Source organism: Shewanella sp. SM68 (assembly GCF_025653925.1).
Lineage (GTDB): Bacteria > Pseudomonadota > Gammaproteobacteria > Enterobacterales > Shewanellaceae > Shewanella > Shewanella oncorhynchi.
In genome coordinates this window covers 106,429-128,154 of record NZ_JAKKRU010000001.1, presented here as the reverse complement: position 1 = coordinate 128,154, position 21,726 = coordinate 106,429, and the positions used below count along the sequence as shown (strand labels likewise).

The 21,726-nt window shown below is 45.6% G+C and carries 16 protein-coding genes and 5 tRNA genes; 16 read left to right on the top strand and 5 right to left on the bottom strand.

What is annotated here, in order from left to right; genetic code table 11:
* The first annotated feature begins 41 nt into the window (after positions 1-41).
* Entirely contained in the window at positions 42-1,187 is a 1,146-nt protein-coding gene (locus tag L5M40_RS00550) for a PLP-dependent cysteine synthase family protein (protein ID WP_263175466.1), read from the top strand.
* 98 nt (positions 1,188-1,285) lie between these two features.
* Here the strand turns inward: L5M40_RS00550 and queE are convergent, their stop codons facing one another.
* On the bottom strand, positions 1,286-1,954 hold the full coding sequence (queE, locus tag L5M40_RS00545) for a 7-carboxy-7-deazaguanine synthase QueE (RefSeq protein WP_028760010.1): 669 nt from the start codon (positions 1,952-1,954) through the stop codon (positions 1,286-1,288).
* A gap of 171 nt (positions 1,955-2,125) precedes the next feature.
* On the opposite strand from queE, the gene queC reads away from it, so the two are divergent.
* Both queC and rrtA read left to right on the top strand, forming a co-directional pair.
* On the top strand, positions 2,126-2,848 hold the full coding sequence (gene queC, locus L5M40_RS00540; RefSeq protein ID WP_263175465.1) for a 7-cyano-7-deazaguanine synthase QueC: 723 nt from the start codon (positions 2,126-2,128) through the stop codon (positions 2,846-2,848).
* Positions 2,845-3,456, top strand: a complete 612-nt coding sequence (gene rrtA / locus L5M40_RS00535) for a rhombosortase (protein ID WP_263175464.1) — start codon at positions 2,845-2,847, stop codon at positions 3,454-3,456. The genes queC and rrtA overlap by 4 nt, the downstream gene beginning before the upstream one ends.
* Positions 3,457-3,514: 58 nt before the next feature.
* On the opposite strand, the gene uvrB is transcribed toward rrtA, so the two are convergent.
* Together uvrB and L5M40_RS00525 are read right to left on the bottom strand one after the other, a co-directional pair.
* Complete coding sequence (gene uvrB / locus L5M40_RS00530) at positions 3,515-5,521, bottom strand: excinuclease ABC subunit UvrB (protein ID WP_263256167.1); 2,007 nt, start codon at positions 5,519-5,521, stop codon at positions 3,515-3,517.
* A 305-nt stretch (positions 5,522-5,826) separates the two neighbouring features.
* The gene (locus tag L5M40_RS00525) at positions 5,827-5,979 is read right to left on the bottom strand and encodes a hypothetical protein (RefSeq protein ID WP_158497640.1); all 153 of its coding nucleotides are present in this window, start codon (positions 5,977-5,979) and stop codon (positions 5,827-5,829) included.
* A 609-nt stretch (positions 5,980-6,588) separates the two neighbouring features.
* Here L5M40_RS00525 and L5M40_RS00520 point away from each other — a divergent pair.
* The 13 genes from L5M40_RS00520 to nth all read left to right on the top strand — a co-directional run bounded on the left by L5M40_RS00520 (position 6,589) and on the right by nth (position 16,471).
* Positions 6,589-6,664: transfer RNA gene (locus tag L5M40_RS00520), tRNA-Asn, on the top strand.
* Between the two features lie 57 nt (positions 6,665-6,721).
* Positions 6,722-6,797, top strand: a tRNA-Asn gene (locus tag L5M40_RS00515).
* 32 nt (positions 6,798-6,829) lie between these two features.
* Positions 6,830-6,905, top strand: a tRNA-Asn gene (locus L5M40_RS00510).
* A gap of 43 nt (positions 6,906-6,948) precedes the next feature.
* Positions 6,949-7,024, top strand: a tRNA-Asn gene (locus L5M40_RS00505).
* Positions 7,025-7,074: 50 nt separating this feature from the next.
* Positions 7,075-7,150: transfer RNA gene (locus L5M40_RS00500), tRNA-Asn, on the top strand.
* 212 nt (positions 7,151-7,362) lie between these two features.
* Positions 7,363-9,267: a GGDEF domain-containing protein gene (locus tag L5M40_RS00495; RefSeq protein ID WP_263175463.1), complete on the top strand. Its 1,905-nt coding sequence runs from the start codon at positions 7,363-7,365 to the stop codon at positions 9,265-9,267.
* A 125-nt stretch (positions 9,268-9,392) separates the two neighbouring features.
* The gene (gene rsxA / locus L5M40_RS00490) at positions 9,393-9,971 is read left to right on the top strand and encodes an electron transport complex subunit RsxA (protein WP_006081543.1); all 579 of its coding nucleotides are present in this window, start codon (positions 9,393-9,395) and stop codon (positions 9,969-9,971) included.
* A gap of 1 nt (position 9,972) precedes the next feature.
* On the top strand, positions 9,973-10,587 hold the full coding sequence (gene rsxB, locus L5M40_RS00485) for an electron transport complex subunit RsxB (RefSeq protein ID WP_028760015.1): 615 nt from the start codon (positions 9,973-9,975) through the stop codon (positions 10,585-10,587).
* Complete coding sequence (gene rsxC / locus L5M40_RS00480; protein WP_263175462.1) at positions 10,581-13,157, top strand: electron transport complex subunit RsxC; 2,577 nt, start codon at positions 10,581-10,583, stop codon at positions 13,155-13,157. The genes rsxB and rsxC overlap by 7 nt, the downstream gene beginning before the upstream one ends.
* A 26-nt stretch (positions 13,158-13,183) precedes the next feature.
* Positions 13,184-14,233, top strand: a complete 1,050-nt coding sequence (gene rsxD, locus L5M40_RS00475; protein ID WP_263175461.1) for an electron transport complex subunit RsxD — start codon at positions 13,184-13,186, stop codon at positions 14,231-14,233.
* Positions 14,234-14,307: 74 nt separating this feature from the next.
* Positions 14,308-14,946, top strand: coding sequence for an electron transport complex subunit RsxG (gene rsxG / locus L5M40_RS00470; protein WP_131524983.1), 639 nt, complete (start codon positions 14,308-14,310; stop codon positions 14,944-14,946).
* Entirely contained in the window at positions 14,939-15,637 is a 699-nt protein-coding gene (locus L5M40_RS00465) for an electron transport complex subunit E (RefSeq protein WP_028760019.1), read from the top strand. Before rsxG ends, L5M40_RS00465 begins: the two co-directional genes overlap by 8 nt.
* Positions 15,638-15,829: 192 nt before the next feature.
* Entirely contained in the window at positions 15,830-16,471 is a 642-nt protein-coding gene (gene nth / locus L5M40_RS00460; RefSeq protein ID WP_113939645.1) for an endonuclease III, read from the top strand.
* A gap of 352 nt (positions 16,472-16,823) precedes the next feature.
* Here the strand turns inward: nth and L5M40_RS00455 are convergent, their stop codons facing one another.
* Together L5M40_RS00455 and L5M40_RS00450 are read right to left on the bottom strand one after the other, a co-directional pair.
* The gene (locus tag L5M40_RS00455; protein WP_263175460.1) at positions 16,824-20,276 is read right to left on the bottom strand and encodes an SNF2-related protein; all 3,453 of its coding nucleotides are present in this window, start codon (positions 20,274-20,276) and stop codon (positions 16,824-16,826) included.
* Positions 20,276-21,703: an EH signature domain-containing protein gene (locus tag L5M40_RS00450; RefSeq protein WP_263175459.1), complete on the bottom strand. Its 1,428-nt coding sequence runs from the start codon at positions 21,701-21,703 to the stop codon at positions 20,276-20,278. The genes L5M40_RS00455 and L5M40_RS00450 overlap by 1 nt, the downstream gene beginning before the upstream one ends.
* Positions 21,704-21,726 lie beyond the last annotated feature (23 nt).

The window sequence follows — 21,726 nt, the reverse complement described above, 5'->3', positions numbered from 1 at the left end:
CAATAAAACCGCTTTGCCCGTCCCTGTGATATGCTCTGAAAATGATCCCTTTCGATGTGACTACTATGATTTCTAACACGATTCAACCACCAGTGAATTCTCACAGCGCTCACAGACTCTGCCCAACATGGGAAGCCCACGCGATAGGCAAGATTGAAGCGGATTTTCAGCGCAGCGCCGATACCCACTTGATTAAGCTTGAATTACCTATGCTCGATGGCATAGATATTTATCTTAAAGATGAAAGTACCCACCCGACAGGGAGTTTGAAGCATCGCCTCGCCCGCTCACTCTTCCTCTATGCCCTGTGTAACGGCTGGATTAAGCAAGGCACGCCAATTATCGAATCCTCATCGGGCAGTACGGCGATTTCTGAAGCCTACTTTGCCCGCTTACTCGGTTTACCTTTTATTGCCGTAATGCCCAAAAGCACAGCTAAAAAGAAGATTGAGCAGATCACTTTCTATGGCGGTCAATGTCATTTTGTCGACCATTCCAGTGAGATTTACGCCGAATCGGCGCGCCTTGCCGCAGAGCTAGGCGGCCATTATATGGATCAATTCACCTACGCCGAGCGTGCAACCGACTGGCGCGGTAATAACAATATCGCTAACTCGATTTTCAATCAGATGGAGCGCGAGCCACACACTATCCCGCGGTGGATAGTGATGAGCCCAGGCACTGGCGGCACATCGGCGACCATAGGCCGCTACATTCGCTATCAGAGGTTGGCAACACAACTTTGCGTGGTCGACCCGCAAAACTCCGTTTTTTTTGATTTCTATCAGAGCGGCGATGCCAGCTTAACCTGTTGCAATGGCAGTAAGATTGAAGGCATAGGTCGACCGAGAGTCGAGCCATCGTTTATTCCTGGAGTTGTCGATACTATGCTGCAAATTCCCGACGCCGCATCAGTGGCGACGATTCATTGGTTAGAACAATTGATTGGCCGTAAAACCGGCGCATCCACAGGAACCAACCTGTACGGCGCATTGCAACTTGCAGTACAAATGCAAGCGCGTGGAGAGCAAGGCTCAATAGTGACCCTCATTTGTGACTCAGGTGAGCGTTACCTTGATACTTATTACGATACAGATTGGATTACAGCTAACATCGGCGATATTGCGCCCTATCAGCGCCAACTTGCAGCATTTAATCATTTCGGCCAGTTAAGTGAGCTTGATTAAGCAACTGTATTAAGTCGTTAGGTTTAGAATCCACAAAACATCCACCATAAAAAACGCCCCACAACTGTGAGGCGTTTTTTATGCTTTGCAGATTAGCATTAATCAATATTCAAATACTTATGGGTCTGGATCGATAAGCGCCAATTACGGGCGATACACACTTTCATCGCCAGTTCTGTCGCTCTAGGCTTTTGACTAATCGGCTGCAGGCAAATCGTTTTCGCTGAAATATCGATGTCTTGCAGTAACTCATCAAGTTCATCGATGTGATTTTCAGTGGCGATAGGATGCTTAATCTCATTGGCACGGTTCAGCGCCTGTGCTAATACCTGATAGCCCCCTTTCATGTTCACCTTGGGTGATACTGTCACCCAAGTGTCATCAGCACAGTTGATTTCGAAGGTGCCACTGGTTTCGATTTGAGTCGCAAAGCCTTGACTGTGCAAGGTCTCGGTTAATTCGCGTAAATCGTACATACAAGGCTCACCGCCGGTGATCACGATATGCCGCGCAGTAAAACCTTTAGCGTGAAAGGCAGCGATAAGACTTTGCGCCGAATGATCAGCCCAGCGACCAATGGTGCCGTCTACGGTAATCACTTGCTCTGGCGACACCTTATTGGCTTCAAGCACATCCCATGTCTGTTTCGTATCGCACCAAGCACATCCCACGGGACAACCTTGTAGGCGGACAAATATGGCGGGCACTCCGGTAAAGACACCTTCACCTTGAATGGTTTCAAATACTTCGTTGACAGGGTAATTCATACTGACGTTCCACTTTTCTGGGGCGGCATTTATAGTGGATTTTAGCTTGAGCTGCAAGTCTTTGCGCCGAGAAAGCCTATTTCGGCCCTATAGTCAGAGTTTGCAAGCCCTATGGCCTGAGTTACACTAACGCCCTATTTATACCTGTTCTACGGTGAAGTGAAATCCTTTATGTCAACGAGCTTAGTGTCAAAAACAGTCGCGTCCAAAGCAGTGGTGGTATTCAGTGGCGGACAAGACTCAACAACTTGCCTTATTCAAGCCCTAACCCAGTACGATGAAGTACATGGGATCACTTTTGACTACGGTCAACGCCACCGCGAAGAAATTGAAGTTGCCAAATCCTTAGCAAAACGCTTGAAGATCACCAGTCATAAAGTCATGGATGTCACCTTACTCAATGAGTTAGCTATTTCAGCCCTCACCCGTGATGCGATACCCGTTTCACACGAGTTGATGGAAAATGGCTTACCCAATACCTTCGTGCCCGGCCGTAATATTTTATTTTTAACGCTTGCAGGTATTTATGCCTATCAATTAGGGGCGCAGGCGATTATCACAGGCGTGTGTGAAACCGATTTTTCAGGCTACCCTGATTGTCGTAACGATTTTGTCAAAGCGATGGAATCCGCCTTAGTTCAAGGCATGGATAAGCAACTAAAAATCATCACGCCTTTAATGTGGCTCAATAAGGCACAAACCTGGGCACTGGCGGATAAATATCGGCAACTTGATCTGGTTCGCCACCATACTCTCACCTGTTATAACGGCGTGATTGGCGATGGCTGTGGTGATTGCCCTGCCTGTCATCTTCGCAAACGTGGATTAGATGACTATCTACAGAATAAAGCAGCGGTCATGGCTGAGCTTGACGCCAGCGAGCCTAAAGCATGACACGCAGTCCCTATTGGGTCGCGCTGATGGTGAGTCTGATCTGTGCGGGTTTGTATGCCGCAGGCTTAGCAAGCCCCGATGTCGATAACTTACTCGCCTATCGCCGCAGTGCAATTAGTGAGGGTGAATGGTGGCGATTAATCACAGGAAATTTACTGCACACGAATCAATGGCATCTATTGATGAACCTTGCAGGGCTGTGGGTGGTGCTATTTTTGCATCATTTTCATTATCATCTCAAAGGCTTAAGTGCACTATTTTTCGTGTTATGTTTACTTGAAGGTATAGGCTTGTATTTAGGCTATCCGCAATTGCTTGGTTATGTCGGCTTAAGTGGTATGTTGCATGGCTTGTTCGCCTACGGCGCAGTGCAGGATATTGTCCGTAAGCTGCACTCAGGCTATCTGCTGCTCGTTGGCGTTATCATCAAGGTCGGTTACGAACAGCTTTATGGTGCCAGCAGTGATGTCACCGCCATGATAGGTGCGCGCGTAGCAACCGAGGCGCATTTGGTTGGCTTAATCAGCGGGCTTATTTGCGCTTTAGCGGTGTTTATCAAGCTAAAAATGAGCCAATTAAAAGTCCCTGCACCCAAGTCAAGATATTAAAAAGCCGTCGTAGCATGATTGCTGGACGGCTTTTTTAATACTGAGCGTAAGAATAAATCTAGGCTTTGATCAACAGGTCCCGCAGGTGCTTGACTTCATCACGCATTGCCGCCGCTTGTTCAAACTCTAAGTTGCGCGCATGTTCATGCATCTTCTTCTCAAGCTGATCGATTTGATGGCTTAACTCTGCCGCATCGGCTTTATGGTAATGGGACTTAGGCTCAGCTACTTTGCCATACACAGCTTTACTGTCGCGGCCATCATCCACATCCATCACATCGGTGATCCGTTTAACGACGCCCTTAGGCGTGATACCGTGTTTTAAGTTGTGCGCCCGCTGACGTTCACGACGTCGGTCAGTTTCACCTATCGCTTTCTCCATCGAATTGGTGATGCGATCGGCATAGAGGATCACTTTACCATTGACGTTACGCGCCGCGCGGCCAATCGTTTGGATGAGCGAGCGTTCAGAGCGCAAGAAGCCCTCTTTATCGGCATCTAAAATACACACCAATGACATTTCAGGCATATCTAAGCCTTCGCGCAATAAGTTGATCCCAACCAACACATCAAACTTACCTAAACGCAGATCGCGTATGATCTCAACCCGTTCGACTGTGTCTATGTCCGAATGCAGATAACGCACTTTTACGCCATGTTCGTCGAGGTATTCAGTCAAATCCTCCGACATACGCTTAGTCAGCGTCGTCACTAACACCCGCTCATTGACGGCCACTCGCTTGGCGATTTCAGACAATAAATCGTCCACTTGGGTCCCAACGGGGCGCACTTCTAATTCAGGATCGAGCAATCCCGTTGGCCGTACGACCTGCTCAGCAATCTCACCTTCGCTCTTTTCCAGCTCGTAGGCACTCGGTGTTGCCGACACATAGATAGTTTGCGGCATCAATTGCTCAAACTCTTCAAACTTGAGCGGCCGGTTATCCAAGGCGGACGGTAAGCGGAAACCGTATTCCACAAGTGTGGTTTTACGGGAACGGTCACCTTTGTACATAGCGCCGATTTGCGGCACAGTCACATGGGATTCATCGATAATTAATAAGCCGTCGGCAGGCAAATAGTCGAGCAAGGTTGGTGGCCCTTCCCCCGGTGCGCGGCCAGACAAATAGCGCGAGTAGTTTTCGATGCCAGAGCAGTAACCCAACTCCACCATCATTTCCACATCGTATTGCACCCGCTCATGGATACGCTGGGCTTCAATTAACTTGTTGTTATCGAGTAGATATTGTTTACGCTCACGCAATTCTTCTTTAATAAACTCAGTGGCAGCGATGATTTTTTCCCGCGGCGTGACATAGTGTGTTTTAGGATAAACCGTCGTACGGGCGATACGTTTAATAATATGGCCCGTTAACGGGTCAAACTCACTTAAGCGTTCAATCTCATCGTCGAACAACTCGACTCGAATGGCATTACGCTCAGAATCGGCGGGGAAAATATCAATCACTTCACCGCGCACACGATAAGTACCACGTTGTAGCTCAATATCATTGCGCTTGTACTGCAATTCACTGAGACGAATTAAGATGTCACGCTGCCCCATCACATCGCCTTGGCGTAGATGCAGCAACATTTTTAAATAAGAATCGGGATCGCCCAAGCCATAAATGGCCGACACCGAAGCAATCAGCACCACATCTTTACGCTCTAACAGCGCCTTAGTGGCGGATAAGCGCATCTGCTCAATGTGAGCATTAACCGAAGCGTCCTTTTCGATAAAGGTATTTGATGCAGGTACATAGGCTTCGGGCTGATAGTAATCGTAGTAAGAAACGAAATACTCGACCGCATTATGGGGAAAGAACTCTTTCATCTCGCCATAAAGCTGCGCCGCCAAGGTTTTATTAGGAGCCATGATAATCGTGGGCCGACCTAACTTTTGGATCACATTGGCAATCGTGAAGGTTTTACCTGAGCCCGTCACCCCGAGTAAGGTTTGGCAGGCCAGACCCGCTTCGAGTCCATCGACTAATTTGGCAATCGCTGTAGGTTGGTCGCCTGCGGGGGCGAATTGCGATTCAAGCTGAAAAACAGATTCTGACACGCGCACATATCCTTTTAGTGAGTCGCCCCATTCTAATCAAGTCACCGACTAAGCTCCACAGTTATCCTTCCTGTCGTCATATCAATACGATCTAAAACCGCAAGATGACAATTTAAAGGAAGAAACATGAAACTTTTAAACTAAGGCGTTTTCAGCGTTTTTTGCTCACAAAACACCCGCAAACTAAGCAAAAATGCCAATTTAATACACAAGAAATCAATTTCGTTCGATTACAAAATTGCAACCTTGTTTTCACCCTCAACAAAAACCACTTGCTTTTAGTATGCATTTGATAATACTTAAATTTATTTTTGAACCCCAAAATAGTGCATTTTAAGTCCGCCGCCCATACCCCAAGGCTTTGGCGGCCATTTTTCAGGACAACTCACAGGGTTATCCACAGATTTTGTTGATAAGTCGAAATAACCTAGAAACCACGCGGGATTGGAGGCTGTCATGTGTCTTAACAACCGTCTGGCAGCATTTAGTAATTTAATTACATTTGATAAATGTTGCTACTTGTATCAATTTCACTAACTGTAATTAACGCGAGTTGTAGTAGCGCATCTGGTGCCACAACTAATACTGAAGTGCATCACTTAATTTGAAAAACAGCTCACGCTAATTCGATAAAGCCTCAATTAACACCTCCATCAACAATAGCAAACTTGTTAAAACAGAAAAACGGACTTTAACGGCAAAAAGATAACCCACGTTTTCTATCGGTATAAAGAACTGAGTAAATTCACATTACCCACCTGAGATCCTTTTTTGAGCGGTTTGAGTCTTAAGTACTCGACCAAGTACCGAAAACGGTGTCGATTATTTAGCGAATGATTTCAATTCCATAGAATCACCGCTTAAAAACGATGGACTCAATTATGGCTATATTGCGAATTGTTAAGTGGTTTTTCACGAAAAATGTCGAATTCTGCACCACGATGCACATTAGATGAGCACTTAACAGCATAATTACACTTTTTTTAGTAACTCGAGTTGACTCATCCAACAGAGCGTTTTACTATGCGCTCCGTTCTCAACGAGTCGCTACGATTGTGTGAAACGATTCCCCTGTAGTTCAGTCGGTAGAACGGCGGACTGTTAATCCGTATGTCACTGGTTCAAGTCCAGTCAGGGGAGCCACTTTAAGCACATGATAAAAATGAGTTAGAACAAGCAGTAAGATAAGTTGTAAACAATTCCCCTGTAGTTCAGTCGGTAGAACGGCGGACTGTTAATCCGTATGTCACTGGTTCAAGTCCAGTCAGGGGAGCCAATTACATTATCAAGCTGAAGCATTAAAATGATTCCCCTGTAGTTCAGTCGGTAGAACGGCGGACTGTTAATCCGTATGTCACTGGTTCAAGTCCAGTCAGGGGAGCCAATTTAAGCAAGCTAAAAAGTCGATAGTAATATCGCACCTCGATTCCCCTGTAGTTCAGTCGGTAGAACGGCGGACTGTTAATCCGTATGTCACTGGTTCAAGTCCAGTCAGGGGAGCCATTTAAAAAGTGTTATTTCTGTAAAGTCGATAGCAATATCGCACCCTCTACTCCCCTGTAGTTCAGTCGGTAGAACGGCGGACTGTTAATCCGTATGTCACTGGTTCAAGTCCAGTCAGGGGAGCCAATTTATTCTTCGTTTTGTTCTCGTGCCTTTGCCTCTTCCGGCTTCTAGTTACCCTATTCTTTTCCGTTTTGTTTTTAAGCAAATGCAGTTACACTGTTATCAGCTTATTAATAAAAATTTATGAGTGTCATCACACAGATAGCTGCAGTTAAGTATTCTTGACTTAAACTTATCCTGTTTGAGCTCACCCAAAAAAAATAGAGCGGATTTTTATGGCCATGTCAAAATCATATCCAATTTTTTTACTGCTTATTTTCTTAGGTCTTTTTGCTTGGGTATATCAAAGCGAAAATAGCCAATTACAAATCCAACAACAGCAAGAACTGGATAGCTTTAAAACCAGTTTAACCCGCTACCAACAATGGCAAGGTGATGGCGCCGAACTCTTCAAAAAGCTTTCTGAAAATTACCCATTCCAATTTTTCCAATATATTGATGATACCGATGGCCAACGGAGTCATACAGAAGGTCGTTTAGACAGCCAACATCCTCATCCTTTAGCCCGTTTATTTTCTATCGAACTCAGTCATACACAAAAATTGGCAACCGGTCGTTTACAAGTCAAACTCAGTGCAAACCAAGCGATTGAAACTTCGATTAGTCATACTCAAAAGCTCGGTGTCATGTTACTGGTGGCTTACCTTATCTTGCAGTTAGTGTTTATTCTGTTAATGTCAAAACATAGGGCGGCGATACGTTATGCTGCTGATTATATTTCAAAAATACCTGAGTTAGGGTTTTCTGCTGTCGCATCATCAAAACTCACAGGTGAGCTCAACCCCATTGGAATATCCCTTGAAGAGTGTCGTCTTCAACTTAAAGCCCAAATCGATAAACTCAATCAAGAGAATGAAAAGCTGCATAAAGCGGCCTATCAAGACACAGTGACGGGTTTTGGTAGTCGCCAGCGCTTTACCCAAAAATTAGAAACCATAAGCAATCCCGATATTCCTCAATTGGGGCTGATGGCAATGGTTAAGGCCACAGAGCTTGCGCAAATCAATCAAAAACAAGGGCGAACTGCGGGGGATGATTATCTTTCAAGGGTGGCAAATTGTATCCGCAAAGCCTGTAGTAAGTATTCAGATGCAGAATGTTTCAGGGTATCGAGCGCTGATTTTGCCATCTTTATTCCTGATGTCATGCTGAAGGATGCGCCAAAATTTTTAGATCAATTAAAAATTTATCTCGATGAATATTTGCAGATGACAAAAGCGGAATCTGTTGCCCATATCGGTTTAGTTCCCTATCACCAAGGTACCGATGCGGTTAATTTGCTGACGATTGCGGATACCGCAGTCAGCATAGCGCAGACCCTTGGACCTAATAGTTATCATATCCAAGAAAAACTCAATGGTGACGAGCAGTTTGGTGATGATCGCTGGAAAATGGCGATCAATGATTTAGTCACTCGCCAAGCATTAAAATTCTACCAACAGCCAATTCAGCCCTGCCGAACTGATGTAGAGGTTTACCGTGAGTTGTTGGCGCGCTTTTACAATAGCGAAGGTAAGTTTTTACCGACCACCACAGTGATCGCTATGGCCGAACGTCACGGTATGAGTTCTGAATTAGATAAACTGGTGGTGATCAGTGCATTAAGAATGCTTAAGGAAAACCCGACCATTTCGGGTAATTTCGGCATCAATATCAGCGCATTTTCTGCGCATCAGGATATGTTTGTCGCTTGGCTAAAGGACATTTTAGGCAAGCAAAAATACATCGCCTCGCGCTTAGTATTTGAGATCAATGAGTCAGGTATGCAGTCTAACTTAGGGGCAAGCTATAAGTTCGTTCGCGAAATACATAGCGTTGGATCTCGAGTGTCGATAGAGCGTTTTGGCATGAGCTTTACGTCCTTCAAATTCTTCAGCGAAGTGCGCCCAGACTACATAAAGCTTGATGGCAGCTACACATCGAACATCGATGAAGACAGGAATAATAAGTTCTTTGTCCGTATGATGGTGGATGTTGCAAGACGGATAGGCATTCGGGTTATTGCGACCAGCGTCGAACGCCAAGAAGAAAAACTCACCCTCGAAAAACTCTTAGTTGATGGATTGCAAGGCTATTACATAGCACAGCCCCAAGCCATGGCGATTACAGATCAAATTTAATACTTTAACGGGTTAATTCGTCGCCAAAATTTACAGTAAAGATGGTTAACCCTGCATTCTATATGTTGTTTATGCAAACGGAAAAGTCGATAATACGGCCAAGATCCGTTTAGAAAAGTATTGAGATGACTGAATATCTCCTCTTGTTGATCAGTACAGTACTGGTCAACAATTTCGTTTTAGTGAAATTCTTAGGCTTGTGTCCTTTCATGGGGGTCTCCAGTAAACTGGAGTCCGCTATTGGCATGTCTATGGCGACCACTTTTGTGCTGACGTTAGCCTCGATTCTCAGTTACCTCGTCAACCAGTATCTATTATTACCCTTTGATCTGAGCTACCTGCGAACCATGAGCTTCATTTTAGTGATTGCGGTTGTGGTGCAATTTACTGAAATGGTGGTGCAAAAAACCAGTGCTGCACTGCATCGCGCTTTAGGCATTTACCTGCCGCTGATCACAACTAACTGTGCTGTGTTGGGTGTTGCCCTATTGAACGTTAACGAGAAGCACGATTTTATCCAATCGGCTATCTATGGCTTTGGTGCTGCGTTAGGCTTCTCATTAGTGTTAATTCTCTTCTCGGCGATGCGCGAACGTTTAGCTGCCGCAGATGTCCCCTTACCTTTCAAAGGCGGCGCCATAGCGATGATCACCGCAGGTCTTATGTCCCTCGCCTTTATGGGATTCACAGGATTGGTTAAGTAAGATGTCCGGAATTTTAATTGCAGTCATATTGTTGACCCTATTGGCATTAGTCTTTGGACTATTACTCGGTTTTGCCGCCGTTAAATTTAAGGTTGAAGGCAATCCGATTGTCGATGAACTCGAAGCGATTCTGCCACAAACCCAATGTGGTCAATGTGGTTACCCTGGCTGTCGCCCTTACGCTGAAGCGATTGCCAACGGTGATAAAGTCAACAAATGCCCTCCCGGCGGCACAGCCACCATGGAAAAACTGGCGACCCTGATGGGCGTCGAGCCCGAGCCGCTGAATGCCGAAGCACAATCTCAAGTGAAAAAGGTCGCCTACATACGTGAAGACGAATGTATTGGTTGCACTAAGTGTATTCAAGCCTGCCCCGTGGATGCGATTATCGGTGCAGGTAAGCTTATGCATACTGTGCTGACAACCGATTGCACGGGTTGCGATCTCTGTGTTGAGCCTTGTCCCGTCGATTGTATTGATATGATCCCAGTCACCCAGAATCTTAAAAATTGGAACTGGCGTTTAAATGCCATCCCAGTGACTCTCATCCAAGACACTCTCATCAAAGAGATTCAGAACCAAGACCCACAGTTAGAAGAGGAAAAGCGGTGTTAACTTTATTAGATCAATTAGATAAAGGAACCCTTTGGCGCTCACCCGGTGGTATACATCCACCCGAAGTCAAATTCCTCTCGAACGCGACGCCGATTAGCCAACTCCCCTTAGCCGCTACGTACTTAGTGCCCATTCCTCAAGTCGGTGAAAACTGCACACTTGCGGTAAACATCGGCGATAGCGTATTAAAAGGCACGCCGTTAACGCAAGGCACCTCCATTTGGCATTTACCTGTGCATGCACCGACATCAGGCACTATCGTTGCCATTGAGCCAAGGGCAAGTAACCACGCCTCAGCATTGCCGGTTAATACCTGCGTTATTCAGGCCGATGGCAAAGACACTTGGTGTGAGCTGGTGCAAAATGAGCTTGATGACTTAAACCATCAACAGATGATCGATAAGATCCGTGCTGCTGGCATTGCAGGCATGGGCGGCGCGGCGTTTCCAACTCATATTAAGCTTAATCCGGTCAGTGAAATTGATTTAGTCATCATCAACGGCGTCGAGTGCGAACCTTATATCAGCGCAGATGACAGATTAATGCGCGAATACAGCCAAGATATCCTCGCCGGCATTGGCATTATTCATCGGCTATTAACGCCAAAACGCATTGTTATCGCCATTGAAGATAATAAGCCAGAAGCGGCCAAAGCCATGCAAGCTGCAGTCGTCCAATGTGGGCTCCCAGCCGACAGCATTCGGGTAACCGTCATTCCGACAAAATATCCTTCTGGTGGTGAAAAGCAGTTAATTCAAATCATTACTGGCCGCGAAGTGCCCTCAGGCGCTATTCCCGCCAAACTTGGTATCGTCGTGCATAACGTCGGCACTGCCTTTGCGATTCATCAAGCGATTACCCAAGGTAAACCGCTGATTGAGCGTGTTGTGACTGTGACAGGCAAAAATGTCGGTAAACCGGGGAACTACTGGTTACCGATAGGCACACCTGTTGAGCATGTGCTAAGTGCGACTGAGTTCATGCCAGAGCCTGAACAAAAGGTGATTATTGGCGGGCCTATGATGGGCCATGCGTTGGCGAATATCCAAGTGCCTATTTTAAAAGGTACTAACTGTATTCTGGTACCAAGCAGCCAAGAAATAGGAACTACGCCAGAAGAAAAAGCCTGTATCCGCTGCGCCGAATGCGCCAATGCCTGCCCTGCACTCTTATTGCCACAGCAACTCTTTTGGCACGCCAAGGCCGAAGAATATGACAAAGCTGCCAGCTACAATCTAAAGGATTGTATTGAATGCGGTTGTTGTAGTTACGTCTGCCCGAGTGATATTCCCTTAGTCGAGTATTACCGCATTGCCAAATCTGCACTCAAACAAGCCGCCGATGAGAAGCAGCAAGCGGAGCGCGCTAAACAGCGTTTCGATGCCCGTTTAGCGCGTCTTGAAGAAGAAAAGCTTGCCCGTGAAGCTAAGGCCAAAGAAGCCGCAGAGCGCCGACAAGCGACTATGACTGGCACGGATAAAAATGCCGTCGCCGAAGCCATGGCACGGATCGCCGCGAAAAAAGCCGCAGCGGCACAATCAGTCACTGGCGAATCAATTACCGAAGAGTCAAGCGCCACAACAACTGACACCACGGAAGTGCCAAAAGGTAAGGCCGCCGTTGCCGCCGCCATCGCCCGTGCTAAGGCGAAAAAATCTGCACAAGCAAATGCCGATGGCACTGACACCAATGGTGCTGAAACTGACAGTGCCAAAACAGACAATGCGGTGAATGTTGACGCAAACGACTCCATCTCAGCAACAGATGCAATCGCGCAAGAAGCGCCGTTATCTCAGAAGGACAAAGTCGCCGCGGCCATTGCTCGCGCCAAAGCTAAAAAGGCCGCTCAGCAAGCCGAACCCGCGCCGCTTGAAACGGCTGACAGCACACCAGAAGCCAGCGCTGCCGATGATAAAAAGGCCAAAGTGGCTGCCGCAGTCGCGCGGGCAAAAGCCAAGAAAGCGGCGCTGCAAGCAGAAACCGCCGCTAGCGATATTGAAGTTAGCAATACTGACGTTAGCGTTAGTGATGTTAGCGTTAGTGACGTTAATGATTCAGAAGCGATTAAGAAAGCCAAAGTAGCCGCCGCGGTTGCCCGTGCTAAAGCGAAAAAAGCCGCGCAGCAAGTTGAGACAAATGCTGACAATGATTTAACTCAGACCGTGGCTCCCGCAGTTGATTCCGCAGCTAGCGTTCAAGCAGATGTGAATGATGATACAGAAGCAGCCGCTACTGACGTTAACGACGCTGAAGCGATTAAAAAGGCCAAAGTGGCCGCCGCTGTTGCTCGTGCTAAAGCGAAGAAAATAGCTGCGGCATCAGCAGCTGAGTCTGAAATAGAGTCCGTTGACGACATTCAAACTAAAGCTAACGTGGCATCGCCGTCGATAGCAGCAGCCAAACCTGAAGCCGTTTTACTATCCGCAGAACCCATTGAAACGGCAGCCTTATCAGGCGATGAGCTTAAAAAAGCACGAATTGCTGCGACCATCGCCAAGGCGAAAGCCAAAAAAGCGGCACTCGCTCAACAAACCGAAGCTTCGAGCGATTCAAATGTTGCTAATGATTAAGAACAGAATGATAAAAAGGGAACACAATGGCGTTTAAAATAGCCTCATCACCCCATGTCACACGTAATTTGCATACCTCAACTGTGATGCAAAGGGTGATTTTATGTTTACTGCCGGGCCTTGTGGTGCAATGCGCCTTTTTTGGCTGGGGCACGCTTGTTCAAGTGTTGCTTGCGATTCTTGTTGCCCTAAGCTGTGAGGCCGCGGTGATGAAACTTCGCAATCGTGATATCAAAGCCAGCCTTAGCGATAACAGCGCCATGCTGACCGCAATCTTGATTGGTGTCGCCATTCCTCCCCTAGCACCTTGGTGGATGATAGTGATGGGCACCGCCTTTGCGATCGTTATCGTTAAGCACCTTTACGGCGGTTTAGGCCATAACCTGTTTAACCCTGCAATGGCGGCGTATGTATTGCTGTTAATCTCATTCCCAGTGCAAATGACCACTTGGATAGCACCGAGTACCGTTGCGCTGCATTCACCTAGCCTAGCTGAGAGCTTGCAACTTATCTTCAACATTGGCGCCCACGTTAACTTGGAACAGTTTCGTTTAGGGATAGATGGCATCGCAATGGCGACACCACTCGATACCCTTAAAACCGATTTATCCCTAGGATTAACCACCACTGAAAGCCAGACTAAAGCCATCTTTGATGGCAGCACAGGCGTAGGTTGGTTCTGGGTGAATTTAGCTTATCTGGCTGGCGGTTTAGTGTTACTAAAACTGAAAGCCATTCGTTGGCACATCAGTACTGGCGTGTTATTGGGGCTCTTTTTCGCATCGAGTATCGGTTTCTTACTGTCGCCCGATACCCAAGGCAGTCCCCTATTACATTTGTTTTCTGGCGCGACCATGTTAGCGGCATTTTTTATCGCAACCGATCCCGTCACAGCAGCAACCAGCCCCCGTGGTCGCATTATCTTCGGCGCGTTAATTGGTGTGTTGGTGTACATCATCCGCATTAAAGGCGGTTACCCTGACGCCTTTGCCTTTGCCGTGTTATTGGCTAACCTCTGTGCCCCCTTTATTGACTACTATGTGCGGCCACGCACCTATGGTCATTCAGCTAGCTAAGGCCATTTGGCGGACTACAGTCATGCTACAAGATAATGTCATTCTGCTGGCAACGAGAGCTTAAGGAAAAAGAGTTGAAAAATCCGATGATTAAAAATGGTTTTTTATTGGCACTGTTTGCCTTGATTTGCACGGGTCTCGTCGCCGCGGTCAATCAACAAACCTTTGACAAGATTAAGCAGCAAGAACAACAGGAATTGATGCGAGTATTGCAACAATTAATCCCTGATGAAATACATGATAACGAGCTTACCGCTCAGTGTACCTTGCTATTAAACAAAGAAGCATTAGGCACGGATAGTCCAATGCCGGCCTATATTGCTACCCATGCAGGCAAGCCTGTCGCTATCGCCATGGAAGCCATAGCACCCGATGGCTATAGCGGTAATATCAAATTAATTGTTGGAATTAATATCCAAGGTGAAGTCTTAGGCGTACGTACCTTGTCCCACCAAGAAACCCCTGGGCTGGGTGACAAAATTGAACTACGTAAATCGGATTGGGTCACTCAGTTTGTTGGTAAAGTGCTGGGCTCTGCAGATGATAAGCAATGGTTAGTTAAAAAAGATGGCGGCGATTTTGACCAATTTACCGGTGCAACCATCACCCCGCGCGCTTATGTTAAAGCAGTCAAAAACGCGGTATGGTATTTCAGCACTAACCAAGCACAAATTTTCAGCCAGCCGCTAAATTGTGAGGCCAACCATGACTAATTATCGCGAAATTGCGTGGCAAGGACTGTGGAAAAACAACCCAGGCCTAGTGCAACTGTTAGGTTTATGTCCGCTACTCGCGGTTACTGCAACGATCACTAACGCCCTTGGCCTTGGTCTAGCCACTATGCTGGTGCTGATTGGCTCTAACATTTTGGTGTCACTGGTGCGCGACTATGTGCCCAAAGAAATTCGTATTCCTGTGTTTGTGATGATCATCGCCGCGCTAGTCACCACAGTGCAACTGCTCATCAATGCCTATGCCTACGGCCTGTATTTATCCCTTGGGATCTTCCTGCCATTAATTGTGACGAATTGCATCATCATCGGCCGCGCCGAAGCCTTTGCCTCGCGTAATAATGCGTTTAGTGCCGCCTTCGATGGTCTAATGATGGGCCTTGGTTTTACTTTAGTGCTTACAGTGCTGGGCGCAACGCGGGAAATCTTAGGCCAAGGCACACTGTTTGATGGTGCGGATCAACTGCTCGGCCCATGGGCTAAATCGTTAACCATGCATCTATGGCAAGTCGATACCCCATTTCTCCTTGCTATGTTGCCACCCGGCGCATTTATCGTGATGGGATTATTGATTGCATTGAAAAATGTAATTGATAAAAAAGTCAAAGAACGCCAACCTCAAGTCGCCGCAGAACCGAGCGTTACCCGCGCACGGATCACTAAGGTAGGTTAGGCTTTCAAGTAACGACAGGCATTATGGCGCTCGTGTTAACGCGTTTAATGTGTGCCTAGCACATGATTAGCGGCAAAACTCAAAGCATAAGAAAATCAGCGAACGTGGGTTGTAAACTCATCAATCATCATTAATAAGATAGTGATAATGAACGGTTGAGAGTTGAAACCCACCACAGCGCAGGAATCGTACATGAATCAAGAAAAACGTATCCAGATCCTCACTCGTCTTCGCGATAACAATCCCAAACCTGAAACCGAACTCAATTTTTCAAGTCCCTTCGAACTGCTAGTGGCAGTGACGTTATCGGCCCAAGCAACAGATGTGAGTGTCAACAAGGCAACAGACAAGCTCTTTCCTGTGGCAAACACAGCCCACAGCATTTATGCCCTTGGCGTAGAGGGTTTAAAGCAATACATAAAAACCATAGGCTTATACAACAACAAAGCCATCAATGTGATCAAAGCCTGTGAGATCTTGATTGAAAAGTACAATGGCGAAGTACCAGAAAACCGCGAAGCCCTAGAATCTCTGCCCGGCGTTGGCCGCAAGACGGCTAACGTGGTACTAAACACTGCGTTTGGTTGGCCAACCATCGCCGTAGACACCCATATTTTTCGCCTCGCCAATCGCACTAAATTCGCGCCCGGCAAGAACGTAGTCGAAGTGGAAGAGAAAATGCTAAAAGTCGTGCCGGCGGAATTTAAAGTCGATGTACACCACTGGTTTATCCTGCACGGACGCTACACTTGCCTCGCGCGCAAACCCCGCTGTGGTAGCTGTATCATTGAAGACTTGTGTGATTTTAAAGAAAAAATTTATCCTGAAGAATAAACCCAAGCAGGAATTAACTGTGCCACCCACACAAAAAAATCTGCAAAATTTCTATGGGCACCTCATTAAATTTCGTAGCTCTGATGGCGCTGCCCTGCGCAAAATCACAAGAAACATTACTGGTATCATTCACCCAAAAGGTAATTCTTAAAGTGGGTGGCACCGTTAATTTTACTTGCAGCTTCAATGTCTTAATAAGCGCTAATTAAAGGTTCAAACAAGACTTTTTTGTCAAAACCGGCGTTTTGATATAATTAATGCCAATTTCCATCCCGAAAGTAAAGTTGCCCATCAATGCCACAGGGATGAGTTAACCCCCTTATAAAACTGTAAAATTAGTTTTTTAGTTCACTTATTGAAACACATACCGTTCTTTAGACAAGCGGGTCAACACCTGTCCAAAAGTGATGCTATGCCGGTCTGACAAATCTTTAAGTTCATTGCCATCTATAACGGTAACGTCTAATTGATTTGCAATATCTCTGGCACTTTTTGCAAGTTGAGTAGCGTTAGTCACAAAGATTAGTTTAGAAATCTCTCTACCTAAGTGCTTTCCGTAAAGCACTTTTGCATTCGATATTTCTTGAACGGCACTATGACCTTTGTATGCGCCGTGCTTGTGTTTAGCTTGAATAAGCATCGATTGATTGCTAGTTGCCAATATACCGTCTGCGCCAAAATCTGAGCCGTCTTTAGTGAGCCAAGCGCTATCGGCTTGGTACTCTCTTGCAAGCACCTCGAGCGTATAGGCTTCAAACTGTTTCCAGCTCAATCGTGGCATATCGTCAAAGGTGATTAGACTATCAACGCCAAGGTGATTTCCGCCTGATCCGGTTGGATTAGGCATCACTTCACCAGGCGTGACCACGGCATCTTTTAACATAGACTTTTGAGATAACAAACGGTGCAGATTCACATCAAAAGATTCAAATGATGGATGATGAAGTATCGGCACATATATATTTACATCTTTCTTCTGACCAATACGGTACACCCTGTCAGTAGCCTGAGCCTCTTTAGCTGGATTCCAGTGTCTTTCGAAGTGGATGACATTATTTGCACCGACAACAGTTAATCCAACCCCTGCAGCAACTGGCGACATAATGATGATGTTAAAACCGTCTTTCGCCTCAAAATCGGCAATCAACGACTTACGGCTTAAATCGCCTTGTCTCTTAACAACTGCTTTTGTATCACCATTTATTACATGCAGAGGCCCCAAGCCAAAGTAACTTCCAAGCGCAATACTCAAGAAACGCTGAAGTCGTTTATTCACTGCGAAAATGATGCATTTTTCTTTTCGAGATTGGATCTCAGACAGCACTTCAATAGTTTTAGCCATTTTGGCCGATTCATCGAAAAGAGCCTGTATTTCGCGTTTAGAAGTTGGAGGATCGAGTCGACCACTATCAGCCAAACGTGGGTGAAGCGAACTATCGCGCAAGCGCATCAGCGTTGTAAGCACATGACTGTCTTCATCTTCCAACTGTGCCTCAATCGCACCTTCGTATACTCTTTGCTGGTAAGCGGTCATAACTGAATGTAATTTTGGTTCATACAGCCAATCGCTAGATTCGATGCCAACCAATATGGTCTTCTGTGGTAATCCTTCCAGATTGTCTTCTTTGACACGACGTAGCATTAACGCACCGACTTTCTCTCTCAACTTGCGACCCAAGGTAGCTCTTACTCGATCTACCTCGTCACCTGCGGCTTGTAAAATCGGCGTTATATAGGTTTGTCGGAAATCCTGATAAGTTCCGAGATAGCCTTGACATGCTGTATCCATCAGACACCAAAAGTCGGCAAGACTATTTTCGACCGGAGTGCCTGTAGCAAGTAATTTGAACTTCGCTTTCAAAGCTTTAGCAGCGCGAGTTTGTAACGCATTAGGATTCTTGGTGTTTTGTGCCTCATCAAATATCGCTAAGCCCCAGTCGATTTGAGACAACGAGAACTGATAATCGCGCAATGTCTGGTAAGTAGTGATCACTAATCTTCGGGGCAGATCTAATCGTTCAAGGCCATGCTTCTCACCAAACTTTAGCGAGTAACGAGGCTCTATGGTTTCCTCATCAAAATTAGCTGCTCTAATTTCAATGCAGCCATCTCGAAAACGGTTTAGCTCCCCATCTGATTGCAAAATGACGATATCTCTAAATGGTGACTCGTGAAATGTGACGCCCACTTCGTCTTTCCAGTTCTCTAAAAGACTTAAAGGCGCAACGATCAACGTGGGCCGGCACGTTTCACCGTTGTCATCGCATATTCTGTAATAATGCTCAATAGCAGATAAAGACATAAAGGTCTTACCCAAACCCATGTCATCTGCCAGCAAAGCACCATTCACAAGCTCTTTTTCGCGCGCCATTTCCTCAAGGCCAAGTATCCACTGAACACCGATTAACTGATGCGGAAATGGTTGTCTTTTGTGATTGCTCCAATCTAACTCTTCTTTATAAAGCACATCGTTAAGTGCTTCTTCAACGATCTTCGACGGGCTATCTAATTCATCGTCATTTAAAGCAATATCAATAACAATAGGACCATCATCCGTCAGATCTGGCTCATCAGGTTCAGTAGGACCGCTTGGCTCGCCGTCCCCATCACCTTCGTCAGTTTGATTTCGAAGTTTGTGGCCCAGCTTTTCTAAAGTTTCATTTACTTCAGACTCACTACCGATATCATAAACTTTGCCTTCAAAAACTACTTCTACAGCACCAGTTGCTCTTGCATCGCTAATCACTTGCTGTAGCTGCTGCAAGTCCTCTAAAGTTTTCACAACTTTCGTCACTGCACTAATAGGCAAAATTGTTCCTGAAGCCTGACTTTGGCCAAACCAATTAATCCCTGATTCATCGGTTTCACCAAAATATGCGTGTTTAAAACGTGTCGCTCCTTTTACTCGTACAGCAAATCCAACATCAAGATCGACCAGGCTCGCATCCAGAAATGCACCAGGAGCTTTTAAAAACTTCTCAACTTGAGATTTAGGTATTTTTCTGTGGGAGATAATTTCTTTGACTGCTTTGGCCGTTTTCTCATCAAAGAGAATAATTTCATTCCCTACTTTCAACGTTCGGCCCGCCTCAGACTGTAATTGTCCCAGTACACGTTGAAGTTGCTCGTGACCTATTGCCTGCCCCATATTTGGGGTCAAAATCAAGTTGCCCCATTCATCAAGTTCAGCTGCTACTGTTATCTTATCTGGGACATGGATATTGAGCTTGTCGAAGTGACTCAGTGAAAGTTTGGTACCTGCTTTCTGTGCCAGTTGAAGTTGATGAAGTAAAAGCAGATTATCAGATTCACTTTTTGCAGAATTCGCATGACATTCCAAAGCACTAAAAACATTGAACATTGGCGCCGTGAGAGTAAATTTACTATCCCCAAATGTCAGGATGCTGCCCAATTTCTTGTAAACAGCTGTCATCCGCCCCGAAGGCGCAGTTACATCAATACTGACGCTAAAAGACTCACTGCCAGTAGTACCTCTGATATCGACTTCAGCATCATCATCCCATCTCTTTGGTAACTGTAATAATTGGAATGCATCTTCATCCAGTGAAACAATAATTTCGTGTGGCACAACAAATCCATTTGGAATTGCTTCAGCACTTCCCTCTTCAGCCAGCATTTGCAAAGCAACAAATTGAGCTGTGATAAATTCGTCGGCGTCACCTTTTTTTATCTTATTGAACTGATATTGATCGCAGAAAAAATCAATACTCTCTTTGCTAATATCAATAGAAAATTTAGTATCAGACTCTTTAACCCCGAAAAAAGATGAAATCCAATTCTTCACTAGCTCACTCCATACAATCGTTTGTAAATTCGATAATCGTCTTCAGTTAAAACATCAGCGGCTCTGATCTTCACACCTAACTCGTTTACAGCTTTGATTGAGCGTCGCTGCCAGCTGAAGTTTGCAGGTGAATGCGTGAAGTTATCGTGTGCTTCGCAGCCATACTCGTACATTTTCTCGTTTAATCCCGCTGTCAACGAACGATACCCAACTCTTTGCTTACCAAACTGAAGCACTTGTGCTGAATCATGCAAGTTTCTGTAAAACCAAATCTGGCAGTTGTGGCTGCCCTCTATCATATGGCCATGGGTAAGTTCGGCATAAATAATAGAACGGTCACCATCCTCTACGATTGAGTAATCAGGTACATGCTCTGGTTTATAGTTTTTGCGGATATACCAATCTGCTTTTTTTGAAAGATATAACTTGGTATGAACAATTGCGCCAGCCTGATGCAACCCTTCTAAGAAGTACTTCCGGGAAGGAAACATTCTCATCATGTCAGTGTCTCGCGAACTATTCGAGTAGTCTTCAAGGGCCTCAAGAAACAACTTGAGGTCTAATTTAGAGAGCCAACCTTGCACTTTTTTACTTTGCTGTGGTGACAATTGGCTCCACCACTTAATAAAGCGAAGGTGGCTTTTGGGAATTCTGGGATCGCCAGCGATGGCAATGACGGCGTTTTGCCAACTTTCATGTACTTGCTGTGCAGGTGCTCTATCAATCAAGATTCGAAGAGCTACGTGCCCAATAAGATCGTTTGCATCATAACGACTACTTGCAACAAACGGCTTACTGATTTCTTCAAGCAACTGATGCGGTTTATTTACCGGAATGTTTTGTAATTGTTCAACAAAATAGACCGATTGTGCTCTTTTGAGGAAATCACCAGAGGCGTAACCATCTAATTTCCAGTGATTGATTTGCTGCTCGAATGTTGCACCTCTATTGATGGCTTGTTTGGCAAGAAACATTGGACCATCTGCACATAGTACTTTTTCTTCTTGAAGTTGATTTAACCCCTTACGCTTTCTCTCTCGGCAGAGCCAGTCGCCAATAACATCTGGGTCATTAATTGAGTCAAAGTCACTGAGAAAAAATTGGAACAATGATTCAATAAAAAGGTTACTCCCTTTCGGAATTATTGCAGAGACATCACTGAGCAAATGTCTTTCGATTCTAATGGCCTTACGTAAACCTAGTTGTTCCGTCAAGGCAATCGACAATGCCCGCGCATCAAAGCGATTTTCAATTTTGAAAAGATCAAACCTGTCACGGGAAAGTAAATTCAGTAATCGAGCCCAAGCGGTTTCAAACTTTGGGTTGTCTGTACCCGCCCTTTTAGCAATAGACTTTTGCTCTTGGGTGAGTTGCTCCATAACCTCAATGTTTTTTCGATAACTCGTATCAGTTAAAACGAATTTCATTATAAACCGTCCTCAAAATGACA